Here is a 12,088-nt window from a genome sequence, read left to right on the forward strand (position 1 = left end):
TGCTTGATTTTTGGGGTGCCTTGAGGACCTCATCGCGAGCAAAAACAATACATCTCTACCTACTGGAAACCCGATACACCCGCTCCTCCAGCCGCGTGACACCCGCCTCCAGAAACTTCCCGCTCTCGCTCAATACATCCTGGTCTTCCAGGACCTTCAACACCCACGCCCCGCCCAACAAACGCTGCACCTCATCATCAAGTACGGCAAATGGCGGTCCGTCCATCTGTGCCTGGTCATAGTCCAGCGTGATCAATATTCCACGACACTCTTTCGGCAATATGCGATTCAGGTGCGCGGCATATTGCTCACGCATCTTCGGCGGCAAAGCAATCAGCGCGGCGCGATCATAGAGCGCAGAGCAATCAGCCGTATCACCGGCCGTCAGCTCAAAGAAATCGCCGCACCACAGCTCAATGGAACCCGCCCGATAAACCTTGAACGGCCCCTGCTCGCTGACGGCCGGATCAAAGCCATGTTCGCTGAAAAACTCCTCGACGGCTTTTTCCGACAGCTCGATTCCCAAGACCTCATGGCCTTGATGGGCGAGCCAAAGCAAATCCAGGCTTTTTCCACATAACGGCACCAACACGCGCGCCCCTTCTTCAAGGCTTAACGCTGGCCAGAACCGCTTCAGATAAGGGTTGACCTGCGGCAGGTGAAAGCCGATCTGATTCGCCGCCCATTTCTTGTGCCAAAACTCAGGCTGCATAATTAACCCCGAAAATTCGATCAAAACACCCTAAAACTTATATTAGATTTAGATCAATGATCTGGCTGAAGATGTAGCATCTTAACTCTCAGGAGCTCATTCATGTTCCCCAGCCTGTACATATCCCACGGCTCCCCGATGCTCGCTCTGGAACCCGGCGCCAGCGGGCCGGCGTTTGCTCGCCTGGCCGCCGAGATACCCAGGCCCAAAGCCATCGTGATTGTTTCTGCGCACTGGGAAAGCAATGAGCTGCTGGTCAGCGGCAGTCCACAACCGGAAACCTGGCATGACTTCGGCGGCTTCCCCAAAGCCCTGTTCGAAGTGCAGTACCCGGCTCCCGGCGATCCACGACTCGCCGCAGAGGTTGCCGAGTTACTGAAAACCGCTGGCTTTCCTGCACGTATCGACAGCAATCGGCCTTTCGACCATGGTGTCTGGGTGCCTTTATCGTTGATGTACCCGCAAGCAGACATCCCGATTGTCCAGGTTTCGCTGCCCACCCGTGGTGGCCCCGCTCTGCAGACCCGTGTTGGCCACGCGCTGGCCAGCCTGCGCGAGCACGACGTGCTGCTGATCGGCTCCGGCAGCATCACTCACAACCTGCGGGAACTGGACTGGCATGCCGGCCCCGAGAGCGTTGAGCCCTGGGCCAAGGCGTTTCGCGACTGGATGATCGAGAAACTCGCAGCGAACGACGAAGCCGCGCTGCACGACTATCGCGCGCAAGCACCGAATGCCGTGCGCAACCATCCCAGCGACGAACACCTGTTGCCGCTGTACTTTGCCCGAGCTGCCGGTGGGCCGTTCAGCATTGCCCACCAAGGGTTCACCATGGGGGCGTTGGGGATGGATATCTATCGCTTCGGGTAACCCATGGACCGAGTCGCCCCCATCGCGAGCAGGCTCGCTCCCACAGTAGAACGCATTCCAATGTGGGAGCAACGGTGCGGCGATCCGACCTGCTCGCGATTGTCGGCGACACAACTCAAACGTCGAACTTAAAACAGCAGGCAAAAAAAATCCCCGAACCAGTCGGGGATTTTTCATGTTCGATCAATCAGCCCGAGAGCGGATCAATCTTCGCGGTAGCGACGCAGCTTCAACTGCTTACCGGCAACGCGAGTGTCCTTCAGCTTGGTCAGCAACTTCTCAAGACCATCTTCCGGCAGCTCGACGAGGCTGAAGCTGTCACGCACCTGGATGCGACCGATAGCTTCACGCGCCAGACCACCTTCGTTGAGGATGGCGCCCAGCAGGTTCTTGGCGGCGATACCGTCACGCGCGCCCAGCGCGGTACGGCAACGGGCACGACCTTCGGCCAGTGGCATCGGAGCACGACGCTCACGGTCACCACGCTCAGGACGATCACCGGAACGCTCTGGACGATCGCCACGTGGTGCATTGTTCGGCACCAGTGGACGCTCTTTCTCGATAGCGGCCAGGTTCAGCGCTTGACCGTTGGTAGCTTTGCGCAGCAGGGCTGCGGCCAGGGCACGCGGGCTGCAACCGATGTCGGCAGTCAGGCGATCCAGCAGATCACCGTGGGTCGATTCAGCATCGGCCACCAGTGGCGACAGGCTGTTGGTCAGTTTCTTGATGCGCGCATCCAGAACAGCTTGAGCGTCTGGCAGGCGAACTTCAGCAACCTTTTGACCGGTTACACGCTCGATCACTTGCAGCATGCGGCGCTCGCGCGGAGTCACCAGCAGCAGTGCACGACCTTCGCGACCGGCACGGCCGGTACGGCCGATACGGTGGACGTAGGACTCTGGATCGTACGGCATGTCAACGTTGAACACGTGAGTGATGCGCGGAACGTCCAGGCCACGAGCAGCAACGTCGGTCGCCACAACGATGTCCAGACGGCCATCCTTGAGGGAGTCGATCACGCGCTCACGCTGGTTCTGGGCGATGTCACCGTTCAGCGCAGCGGCTTTGTAGCCTTTGGCTTCCAGGGCACTGGCCAGATCCAGAGTCGCTTGCTTGGTGCGCACGAACATGATCAGGGCGTCGAAATCTTCCACTTCCAGCAAGCTGAGAACGGCCGAAGTCTTCTGGTCAGCGTGAACCAGCAGGTGAGCCTGCTCGATCGCGGTTACGGTCTGGGTCTTGCTCTGAATCTTCACGTGCTTCGGATCGCGCAGGTGGCGTTCGGCGATGGCACGGATCGATTGAGGCAAAGTAGCCGAGAACAATACGGTCTGACGGGTTTCCGGCATGGCCTTGAAGATGACTTCCAGGTCGTCCATGAAGCCCAGCTTGAGCATTTCGTCGGCTTCGTCGAGAACCAGGTGGTTCACGGTCGCCAGTACTTTTTCGTCGCGACGCAGGTGGTCGCACAGACGGCCCGGAGTGGCGACAACGATTTGTGCGCCATTACGGATTGCTTTCAGTTGTGGGCCCATCGGCGCGCCGCCGTAGACAGCCACAACAGTTACACCCGGCATTTGCTTGGCGTAGGTTTCGAAAGCGGTTGCAACTTGTAGCGCCAACTCACGAGTTGGGGCCAGGATCAGAGCTTGCGGCTCGCGCTTGGACGGATCAATGCGGTGCAGAATTGGCAGAGCAAAGGCAGCGGTTTTACCGGTACCGGTTTGCGCCTGACCAATCATATCGTGACCGGCGAGAATGATCGGGATCGACTGCTGCTGAATGGCCGAAGGCTCTTCATAGCCGGTAGCGACTACTGCAGCGACAATATTTGGATGAAGTTCAAGAGCGGCGAAGCCGCCGATTTCCTGGGTCATGGGTCTGCCTCTAAGTGCATCCGCAAAGACCCATGCTCCAAAGCTGCACATGCCGTGTTGAGACTCAAGAGTCGCCCTGGCAGCTTTGTCGGCGGGGATTTGCGAAAACGAATGAATGAAAAGAATCGTCAAGGAAGAGTCCGCTGGGCGGACGTGCAGCCGAAGCTGGCTTCGGGGAATTGCGCTACCTAAACGCGGCCCGGTTAAAGGCCGGCGCGCACTATACCGGAATTCGCCCAAAAAGGGAGTTTTTTTTATCGAAAATCCACTGGATACGCCGTTGTGTCACAGGCTTTGCGAATAATTGATCAGCCGTCTATTTTTCAAAGGCCCGGCCTTGCGGGTGACGGCGCTAAAACGGTTCACCCTTTGCCGTGCAGACGGCCTGTCTGGCACGCCTTTCCTACCCCCCGAGGATCGCTCCATGAATCAGCCCTGCTCCAGTCGAGTCAGCCGCGAACGGCATGGTCATGTGTTCCTGATCGGTCTGGATCGGGTGGCCAAACGCAACGCCTTCGATCTCGACCTGCTCAACGCGTTGAGTCTGGCCTATGGCGAATTCGAAGCCGACAGCGAGGCGCGGGTGGCTGTAGTGTTCGCTCATGGCGAGCACTTTACCGCCGGGCTCGATCTGGTCAATGCCAGCGTCGCACTGGCAGATGGCTGGCAGGTTCCGCCCGGCGGCTGTGATCCGTGGGGAGTGTTCGCAGGTCCCCGGGTCAGCAAACCGGTGATCGTCGCCGCCCAAGGCTATTGCCTGACCATCGGCATCGAACTGATGCTGGCCGCCGACATCAACCTGTGTGCCAGCAACACTCGGTTCGCGCAGATGGAAGTGCAACGCGGGCTCTTCCCGTTCGGCGGTGCCACCCTGCGTCTGCATCAAGTCTCAGGTTGGGGTAACGCCATGCGCTGGTTGCTGACCGGTGATGAATTCGACGCCCATGACGCCTTGCACTTGGGACTGGTGCAGGAAGTCATGGCCAGCGAGGATTTGCTGCCCCGGGCGATCGAGCTGGCAGAACGGATCGCCCGCCAGGCTCCGCTCGGGGTTCAGGCGACGCTGATGTCTGCACGACAGGCCCGGTATGAAGGGGAAACCGCAGCGGCACAGGCATTGCCGCTGCTGGTCAAGAAGTTGATGGCTAGCGAGGACGTCAAGGAAGGCGTGCGATCGATGGTTGAGCGGCGGCCGGGGGTCTTCAAAGGGATTTGATTTTAATTTTGGCTTTGATGGCCCCTTCGCGAGCAAGTCGGATCGCCGCACCGCCGCTCCCACAGGGATCTGCGCAAAACCTGTGGGAGCGGGCTTGCTCGCGAAGGGGCCATCAGAAACAACTCAAGTAGCTGGGCGAATGCACTTGATCAACGAATCCAGCGAATACCCCAGGCGCGGCGCCAGCGCTTCGGCGCGGGCGATCAGGCCGGCCATGTCCAGTTCCTGGTCCAGCTCCGACGGCACGATCAGAATCACGTTGCCCTCCTTCACCGGCAACTCCCAGTAATGTCGGTGATACAAACCGCGCAACAAGGCGGCGCCCAAGGGTTTGCCGTCGTCGGTAGCCCATTGGTTGATGACTAGCCAGCCACCCGGATTCAATCGCTTCTGGCAGTTTTCCAGAAAGCTCCAGGCCAGATGCCCGACACCCGGACCGACATCGGTATAAAGATCGACGAAAATCAGATCGGCCGATTCAGCGGTGTCGAGCAACTCCAGCGCATCGCCAACGCGGATGTACAGGCGCGGGTCGTCATCCAGCCCCAGATATTCAATGGCCAGGCGCGGTACGTCCGGGCGTAGTTCGATGGCTTCGACATCTTCCAGCGGCAGGAACTTGAGGCAAGCCTGGGTCAGCGTACCGGCGCCGAGACCGAGAAACAGCGCACTTTCCGGTTGCTCGTGGCACAACGCACCGATCAGCATCGCCCGGGTGTAGTCGTACTCGAGCCAGCTCGGATCGGCCGTGAACACGCAGCTTTGCTCGATGGCATCACCGAACTCGAGAAAACGGTAATCGGCCACTTCCAGCACACGAATCACGCCGAACTCGTCCTGTACCTCGGCGAGCAGATGCTCGACGCGCTCCTCAGTCATTTCATCTCCTGATCGTCACCGGGGCCGGCGACGCAATAACACCGCGTGTAGAGAGCGGCAAAGGCGAGATTGTCGGCGAAGCGACGGGAACAGGTCACGCACTAATTTGCTGATAACATGGACGTCCGAGCGAAAACACTAGAGACCGTGATGAGCCAACCCTGGAGCCCTGACAGCTGGCGCGCCCTGCCAATCCAGCAACAACCCCAATACCCTGATGCCGCACATTTGCAGCAGGTCGAGCAGACCCTGGCCAGCTATCCGCCTCTGGTGTTTGCCGGTGAAGCCCGCGAGTTGCGCCGTCAGTTTGCCGAGGTGACACAGGGCCGCGCGTTTCTGTTGCAGGGTGGCGACTGCGCCGAAAGCTTCGCCGAATTCTCCGCGGCGAAAATCCGCGACACCTTCAAAGTGTTGTTGCAGATGGCGATCGTGATGACTTTTGCCGCCGGCTGCCCGGTGGTCAAGGTCGGGCGCATGGCCGGGCAGTTCGCCAAGCCCCGCTCGGCCAACGACGAAACCATCGATGGCGTGACCCTGCCCGCCTACCGTGGCGACATCGTCAATGGCATCGGTTTCGACGAAAAAAGCCGCGTGCCAGACCCGGAACGCCTGCTGCAGTCCTATCACCAGTCCACCGCCACCCTGAACCTGTTGCGCGCGTTCGCCCAAGGCGGGTTTGCCGATCTGCATCAGGTGCACAAGTGGAACCTTGACTTCATAGCCAACTCGGCACTGGCAGAAAAATACCGCCACCTGGCCGATCGCATCGATGAAACCCTGGCGTTCATGCGCGCCTGCGGCATGGACAGTTCGCCGCAACTGCGCGAAACCAGTTTCTTCACCGCCCACGAAGCGCTGCTGCTGAACTACGAAGAAGCCTTCGTGCGTCGCGACAGCCTGACCAACGATTACTACGATTGCTCGGCGCACATGCTGTGGATCGGCGACCGCACCCGCCAGCTTGACGGCGCCCACGTCGAATTTCTGCGTGGGGTGAACAACCCGATCGGGGTCAAGGTCGGCCCGAGCATGAACCCCGACGACCTGATTCGCTTGATCGACGTGCTCAACCCGGACAACGACCCGGGCCGCCTGAACCTGATCGCGCGGATGGGCGCGAACAAGGTCGGCGATCACTTGCCGCAACTGATCCGTGCCGTCCAGCGTGAAGGCAAACAGGTGCTGTGGAGTTCCGACCCGATGCACGGCAACACCATCAAGGCCAGCAGCGGCTACAAGACCCGTGACTTTGCGCAAATCCTTGGCGAGGTGAAGCAGTTCTTCCAGGTGCACGAAGCCGAAGGCAGTTATGCCGGTGGCATTCACATCGAGATGACCGGGCAGAATGTGACCGAGTGCATCGGTGGTGCGCGGCCGATTACCGAGGACGGCTTGTCGGATCGCTACCACACCCATTGCGATCCGCGGATGAATGCCGATCAGTCGCTGGAGCTGGCGTTCTTGATTGCGGAAACACTGAAGCAGGTTCGACGCTAAAGCGCGTCGCCCCCATCGCGAGCAAGCTCGCTCCCACAGGATTCGCGCCGTACACAAAATCTGTGATCGACGCGGTCAATGTGGGAGCGAGCTTGCTCCGGGCGGCGTTCCGACGATGGCGTCAGTTCAATCACCTTCAATCTGAATCAACGCCACCCGCAACCTTGCCGCACTCACCCGCGGGCAATTCAACTGAACCTGCGCCAACCCCAGCCAACCCGCCATCTGCCGCAGATTGACCGCCAACGCCAGCATTCCCTCGTCATCCAGCCCCGGATCTTCCTCATGCACTGCATGCACCGCCAGTCGCCCCGTCGCCCGTTCGGCGCGCAGGTCGACCCGCGCGGCAATCCGTTCATTGTGCAAAAACGGCAGGACGTAATAGCCGTAGACCCGCTTGTCCTGCGGCGTATAGATCTCCAGGCGGTAGCGAAAGGCGAACAGGCGCTCAGTGCGGTTGCGCTCCCAGATCAGCGAATCGAACGGTGAGAGCAATGCACTGGATACAACTTTGCGCGGCACCTTGGGCTCGGGCAGGCAGTAAGCCGGCTGTCGCCAACCCTGTACTTCACAGGCACTCAACTCACCTGCCTCGAGCAACTCCGCCAATCGCAAACGACTGTCCGCCGGGTTCAGGCGAAAATAGTCCCGCAAGTCTTTTTCCGTGCCCACGCCCAAGGCTGTCGCGGCATGCAGCAACAGGCCGCGCTGGGCCTCGACCTCACTGAGCAGGGGTTGTTGCAGAATCGCAGCAGGGATCACCCGCTCGGGCAGGTCATAGAGCCGTTCGAATCCCCGCCGGCCGGCCACGGTCACTTCACCGGCGGCGAACAACCATTCCAGCGCATGCTTTTCCGCGCTCCAATCCCACCAGGGACCGGCCCGTTCCTGACGTGTCGACAGGCTCCCGGCGCCCAGCGCGCCCTGCTCCTCAACCGAAGCCAGCACCCGGCGAATGGTGCCCTGTTGTTCCCGCCCAAAGCGCGCCAATTGCTGATAAATGTCTTCGCCGCGGCTCGCACGCTGCATGCGCCAACGCATCAATGGGTACATGGAAAGTGGCAATAACGAGGCTTCATGGCCCCAATACTCGAACAACGTACGGCGCCGGCCCTGGCTCCAGGCAGCCTGGTCGAGCAAATCGGAGGAGTAATTGCCGAGGCGGGAAAACAGCGGAAGGTAGTGCGAACGCACCAATGCATTGACCGAATCGATCTGCAAAATGCCCAGCCGTTCGATCAGGCGATTGAGCGCAACAGCCTTGATCGCCGCTGGCGGCGACCGCCCGTTGAACCCTTGGGCGGCCAGCGCCAGACGCCGAGCCTGTTTGAGGGTAAAGGACAATGTTGCGGGCATGGATGCCTCCTTGTCTGCTCGCAACCTACCTCACCGGTAAGGGGTTTGTGTAGCGTGGCATTCATCATTTATGCATCGGGTCATTCCAGAACGGTTTGATCGACTCGTTCTCCACATCCGCACGGCTCATGCCGATGTCCTTGAGTGCTTCGTCGCTCAAGCTCGCCAGCAATTCGCGCTCGCGATGCAGTTCGTACCAGCGGCCGACCTTGTGCAGCAGATCGGAAATCACGTGAATCGAGTGTTTTTCTGCACCGTGGAACTCATGTTGACCTTTCATCTTGTTGCCCTCCGTTTGGATGGCTCCAGTCTCGCGCCGGGTCTAAGATCAATCCAACGAATGTTTCTGATGTCACATATCTCGGAGATTGATGGATGTCGGCCTACCCGAGTATCGATACCGAAGTCTTGCGCACCTTCGTCGCCATCGCCGACCAGGGCGGCTTTACCCGCGCCGGTGAAATGGTCAATCGCACCCAGTCAGCCGTCAGCATGCAGATGAAACGGCTGGAAGAAGATGTGCTGCAGCGCCAGTTGTTCCAGCGCGACGGGCGGCAGGTGCGGCTGACGGCCGAAGGCCAGGTGCTGCTCGGCTATGCGCGGCGGATCCTCAAGCTGCACAGCGAAGTGTTCAATACCTTGCGCGAACCCGATATGGTCGGCACGGTGCGCATCGGTACGCCGGACGATTATGTGATGCGATTTCTCCCGGGGATTTTACGCCGGTTTGCCCAGTCCTATCCGCTGATTCAGATCGAAGTGCACTGCGAATCATCAAAGCAACTGCTGACGCGCCAGGACCTCGACCTGTCCATCGTCACCCGCGAACCGGGCAGCGAAATCGGCCAGTTGTTGCGCAAGGAGCGTTTCGTCTGGGCCGAGGCGCAATGCTACAGCGCCCACGAGCAGACGCCGCTGCCCCTGGCGATGTTCAACAGCGACTGCTTCTGCCGCCAGTGGGCCTGCAACGCCCTTGATGCCCAGGGGCGCGATTACCGGGTGGCGTACAACAGCGACAGCCTGTCGGCGATCATGGCCGTGGTCAGCGCCGGCCTGGCCGTCACGGCACAGCTTGAAAGCCTGATCACCGCGGACATGCGCATCCTCGGTGAAGCCGAGGATCTGCCGCTGCTGCCCGAGGCCAGCATCATGCTCGTGCGCAACCTGCATAATCCGTCGCCGATCACCGAGTGCCTGGCCGAGCACATCATCGAAGGCTTCAAACTTTGAAGGCGAGCATCACCGCACACGCCACCAGATAGCCGCAGAACAGCCCACGCAGCAGCCGCTCCGGAATTGCATGGGCAATCTTCACGCCCCAACTGATGCTGAGCAGCCCGCCTATCGCCAAGGGCACGCCGATCAACCAGTCCACCTGATGGTGCACGGCATAAGTCACCAACGTCACGCCGGTGCTTGGCAACGCCAGGGCCAGGGACAGTCCTTGCGCCACCACTTGGCTGGTCCCGAACACGCTGGTCAGCACCGGTGTCGCCACCACGGCTCCGCCGACGCCAAACACGCCGCCCATGGTGCCGGACGCCGCACCGAGTACGCCCAGCCATGGCCACGGATAATTCATCTGCGACGCCGCCGGGGCGCTGGCGGAGAACATTCGTGCCAGGTTAAGGGCCGACAGCGCGATGAGGAACCCGACAAAGCCTGAACGCATGGTTTGTGCATCAATGCCCACGGCCCATATCGAGCCGAGCCAGGCAAAACTGAAACCCATCGTTGCCAACAGCAGCGCATGTCGCAGTTCAATCCGGTTGCGCTGCTGATAACGCCATAGCGCCAGCATCACGTTCGGCACCACCATCACCAGCGCTGTGCCTTGGGCAATCTGCTGGTCGAGCCCGAACAGCACGCCCAGCAGCGGAATGGCGATCAGGCCGCCGCCGATACCAAACAACCCGCCGAGCGTGCCCAACGCAGCGCCGAACACCAGATACATCACAAACTCAATCACGGCCGATTTCTCCTCACATCACGCCATTGATCCTACGCAGTTGCTTCTGGCGCGGAAACGCACAGCAACGCACAATGGCTGTGCCAAATTCGCACAAGCGCAAACCTGCCATGAACCCCAGTCAACTGACCGACCAACTGGCTTTGTTCCTCGACGTGCTGGAAACCGGCAGTTTTTCCGCCGCATCGCGCCGTCATCCGCTGACCCCTTCGGCCGTGGCACGGCGGATCGACAGCCTGGAAAGCGCGGTCGGCAGCCAGCTGTTCATCCGCAGCACCCATGCGGTACGCGCCACCCCGGCGGGATTGGCCTTTGCCGAGCGCGCACGGCGGATCGTCGCCGAGTTGCGCCTAGCCCGGGCCGAGGCAGTGTCCCTGAGCAGCGCGCCGGAAGGCTTGATTCGTATCGATGCGCCGGCAGCCTTTGGTCGCCGGCATCTGGCACCGGTGATTGCCGATTTCCTGATGCTCTACCCCGGACTCGACGTGCAACTGCACTTGATCGACAGCTTCGTCGACATGCAGGGCCAAAACCTTGGCAAGGTCGATCTGGTGCTGCGTGCCGGACAATTGGCCGACACCCGGCTGGTGGCCACGCCACTGGCGAGCATGGTGCGCATCGCCTGCGCCAGCCCTGATTACTTGCAGCGTCGCGGCGTGCCGACCGATCCGTCGCAACTGAGTGAACACGATGGACTCGACTGGGATGGCCTGGCCCCGCCCTTCGCCTGGCGCTTCGAGCGGGACGGGCAAATGCAGTTGCACCGGCCGGCACGGATCCGCATGAGCGCCAACAATGCCGAGGCGCTGGTGTGCGGCGCATTGGCCGGACTGGGTATCGCACACCTGCCGACCTGGCTGGCCAGCGAGTACCTGTTGCGCGGTGAGTTGCTGCCGCTGTTCTGCGAAAGCGGCCTGCCGAAACCGGAAAGCGCCGGCATCTATGCCTTGCGCCTGGAACAGCAACCCAACTCCCGCAGTCGCTTGTTGCTGGAGTACCTGAAAACCCGCTTCAGTCCAGTTCCACCCTGGGATCTGGTGCTTCAAACCCATTTGCAACGGCACTGATCAAAATTATCTGGCGCATTAAAGATTCGCCCGCTAGATTCCTAAGATCACAGATCAAGGCTTCGACATGACCACCGAGCGCAACACCCCGGACAACTGCAACAACCTGCTGCTGGATAATCAGGCCTGCTTCGCCCTGCATTCCACTTCGCTGATGATGACCAAGGTCTACAAACCCTTGCTGCAAGCGCTGGGGCTGACCTACCCGCAATACCTGGCGATGATGGTGTTGTGGGAACGGGACGGTTTGACCGTAGGCGAAATCAGCACGCGGTTGCTGACCGATCCTGGCTCGCTCACCCCGCTGCTCAAACGCCTGGAGGCCGAAGGCGTGCTCAGCCGCACCCGCAGCCGCGAAGATGAGCGGGTGGTGATCGTCGAACTCACCGAACAGGGCCGGGCGTTGCGCGACAAGGCCCGCAACATACCCCAGTGCATCCTCGGCGCCAGCGGGATGACGCTGGAGCGCCTGCAAAAGCTGCAAGCGGAGCTGCAAGAGCTGCGTCGTCACCTGCAAGACAGCCTGTAACTTCAAGACCACCACAAAACCGGTGTGGGAGCGGGCTTGCTCGCGAAGGCGGTGTGTCAGTCGACGTAAATTTCGAATGACACACCGCCTTCGCGAGCAAGTCGGATCGCCGCACC

General features: G+C 60.5%; 12 protein-coding genes. 6 read left to right on the forward strand and 6 right to left on the reverse strand.

Annotated elements, in window-relative coordinates:
• Positions 1-55 precede the first annotated feature (55 nt).
• The gene (locus PMI29_RS04765; RefSeq protein ID WP_033052671.1) at positions 56-712 is read right to left on the reverse strand and encodes a thiopurine S-methyltransferase; all 657 of its coding nucleotides are present in this window, start codon (positions 710-712) and stop codon (positions 56-58) included.
• 102 nt (positions 713-814) lie between these two features.
• Here PMI29_RS04765 and PMI29_RS04760 point away from each other — a divergent pair, with 102 nt between their 5' ends.
• Positions 815-1,582, forward strand: a complete 768-nt coding sequence (locus PMI29_RS04760) for a DODA-type extradiol aromatic ring-opening family dioxygenase (protein ID WP_008002674.1) — start codon at positions 815-817, stop codon at positions 1,580-1,582.
• Between the two features lie 203 nt (positions 1,583-1,785).
• Here PMI29_RS04760 and PMI29_RS04755 read toward each other — a convergent pair whose 3' ends face one another.
• A complete protein-coding gene (locus PMI29_RS04755; protein ID WP_008002675.1) occupies positions 1,786-3,459 on the reverse strand; it encodes a DEAD/DEAH box helicase in 1,674 nt (557 codons plus the stop codon).
• A 424-nt stretch (positions 3,460-3,883) separates the two neighbouring features.
• Here PMI29_RS04755 and PMI29_RS04750 point away from each other — a divergent pair, with 424 nt between their 5' ends.
• Positions 3,884-4,675: a crotonase/enoyl-CoA hydratase family protein gene (locus PMI29_RS04750; protein WP_008002676.1), complete on the forward strand. Its 792-nt coding sequence runs from the start codon at positions 3,884-3,886 to the stop codon at positions 4,673-4,675.
• A 123-nt stretch (positions 4,676-4,798) separates the two neighbouring features.
• Here PMI29_RS04750 and PMI29_RS04745 read toward each other — a convergent pair whose 3' ends face one another.
• A complete protein-coding gene (locus tag PMI29_RS04745) occupies positions 4,799-5,554 on the reverse strand; it encodes a spermidine synthase (protein WP_008002677.1) in 756 nt (251 codons plus the stop codon).
• 150 nt (positions 5,555-5,704) lie between these two features.
• Here PMI29_RS04745 and PMI29_RS04740 point away from each other — a divergent pair, with 150 nt between their 5' ends.
• On the forward strand, positions 5,705-7,051 hold the full coding sequence (locus PMI29_RS04740; RefSeq protein WP_008002678.1) for a class II 3-deoxy-7-phosphoheptulonate synthase: 1,347 nt from the start codon (positions 5,705-5,707) through the stop codon (positions 7,049-7,051).
• A gap of 126 nt (positions 7,052-7,177) precedes the next feature.
• On the opposite strand, the gene PMI29_RS04735 is transcribed toward PMI29_RS04740, so the two are convergent.
• Together PMI29_RS04735 and PMI29_RS04730 are read right to left on the reverse strand one after the other, a co-directional pair.
• Positions 7,178-8,407 (reverse strand): winged helix-turn-helix domain-containing protein, encoded by a 1,230-nt coding sequence (locus tag PMI29_RS04735; RefSeq protein WP_008002680.1) that lies wholly within the window; start codon positions 8,405-8,407, stop codon positions 7,178-7,180.
• A gap of 64 nt (positions 8,408-8,471) precedes the next feature.
• Positions 8,472-8,687: a DUF1127 domain-containing protein gene (locus PMI29_RS04730; protein WP_007983517.1), complete on the reverse strand. Its 216-nt coding sequence runs from the start codon at positions 8,685-8,687 to the stop codon at positions 8,472-8,474.
• A 95-nt stretch (positions 8,688-8,782) separates the two neighbouring features.
• Between PMI29_RS04730 and PMI29_RS04725 the strand changes: the two genes are divergently transcribed.
• The gene (locus tag PMI29_RS04725; RefSeq protein WP_008002682.1) at positions 8,783-9,637 is read left to right on the forward strand and encodes a LysR substrate-binding domain-containing protein; all 855 of its coding nucleotides are present in this window, start codon (positions 8,783-8,785) and stop codon (positions 9,635-9,637) included.
• Here the strand turns inward: PMI29_RS04725 and PMI29_RS04720 are convergent.
• Entirely contained in the window at positions 9,627-10,361 is a 735-nt protein-coding gene (locus PMI29_RS04720; protein ID WP_081501714.1) for a sulfite exporter TauE/SafE family protein, read from the reverse strand. The two genes, PMI29_RS04725 and PMI29_RS04720, sit on opposite strands and share 11 nt — an antisense overlap.
• A gap of 125 nt (positions 10,362-10,486) precedes the next feature.
• Here PMI29_RS04720 and PMI29_RS04715 point away from each other — a divergent pair, with 125 nt between their 5' ends.
• Together PMI29_RS04715 and PMI29_RS04710 are read left to right on the forward strand one after the other, a co-directional pair.
• A complete protein-coding gene (locus tag PMI29_RS04715; protein ID WP_008002685.1) occupies positions 10,487-11,443 on the forward strand; it encodes a LysR family transcriptional regulator in 957 nt (318 codons plus the stop codon).
• Between the two features lie 67 nt (positions 11,444-11,510).
• Complete coding sequence (locus PMI29_RS04710) at positions 11,511-11,972, forward strand: MarR family winged helix-turn-helix transcriptional regulator (protein WP_008002687.1); 462 nt, start codon at positions 11,511-11,513, stop codon at positions 11,970-11,972.
• Positions 11,973-12,088 lie beyond the last annotated feature (116 nt).

Source organism: Pseudomonas sp. GM49, from assembly GCF_000282355.1.
Taxonomy (GTDB): Bacteria; Pseudomonadota; Gammaproteobacteria; order Pseudomonadales; family Pseudomonadaceae; genus Aquipseudomonas.

What these genes read in the sequence shown, in the direction of transcription:
- PMI29_RS04765 (WP_033052671.1), bottom strand. Translation starts at nt 712, where the DNA reads ATGCAGCCTGAGTTTTGGCACAAGAAATGGGCGGCGAATCAGATCGGC.
- PMI29_RS04760 (WP_008002674.1), top strand. Translation starts at nt 815, where the DNA reads ATGTTCCCCAGCCTGTACATATCCCACGGCTCCCCGATGCTCGCTCTG.
- PMI29_RS04755 (WP_008002675.1), bottom strand. Translation starts at nt 3,459, where the DNA reads ATGACCCAGGAAATCGGCGGCTTCGCCGCTCTTGAACTTCATCCAAAT.
- PMI29_RS04750 (WP_008002676.1), top strand. Translation starts at nt 3,884, where the DNA reads ATGAATCAGCCCTGCTCCAGTCGAGTCAGCCGCGAACGGCATGGTCAT.
- PMI29_RS04745 (WP_008002677.1), bottom strand. Translation starts at nt 5,554, where the DNA reads ATGACTGAGGAGCGCGTCGAGCATCTGCTCGCCGAGGTACAGGACGAG.
- PMI29_RS04740 (WP_008002678.1), top strand. Translation starts at nt 5,705, where the DNA reads ATGAGCCAACCCTGGAGCCCTGACAGCTGGCGCGCCCTGCCAATCCAG.
- PMI29_RS04735 (WP_008002680.1), bottom strand. Translation starts at nt 8,407, where the DNA reads ATGCCCGCAACATTGTCCTTTACCCTCAAACAGGCTCGGCGTCTGGCG.
- PMI29_RS04730 (WP_007983517.1), bottom strand. Translation starts at nt 8,687, where the DNA reads ATGAAAGGTCAACATGAGTTCCACGGTGCAGAAAAACACTCGATTCAC.
- PMI29_RS04725 (WP_008002682.1), top strand. Translation starts at nt 8,783, where the DNA reads ATGTCGGCCTACCCGAGTATCGATACCGAAGTCTTGCGCACCTTCGTC.
- PMI29_RS04720 (WP_081501714.1), bottom strand. Translation starts at nt 10,361, where the DNA reads ATGTATCTGGTGTTCGGCGCTGCGTTGGGCACGCTCGGCGGGTTGTTT.
- PMI29_RS04715 (WP_008002685.1), top strand. Translation starts at nt 10,487, where the DNA reads ATGAACCCCAGTCAACTGACCGACCAACTGGCTTTGTTCCTCGACGTG.
- PMI29_RS04710 (WP_008002687.1), top strand. Translation starts at nt 11,511, where the DNA reads ATGACCACCGAGCGCAACACCCCGGACAACTGCAACAACCTGCTGCTG.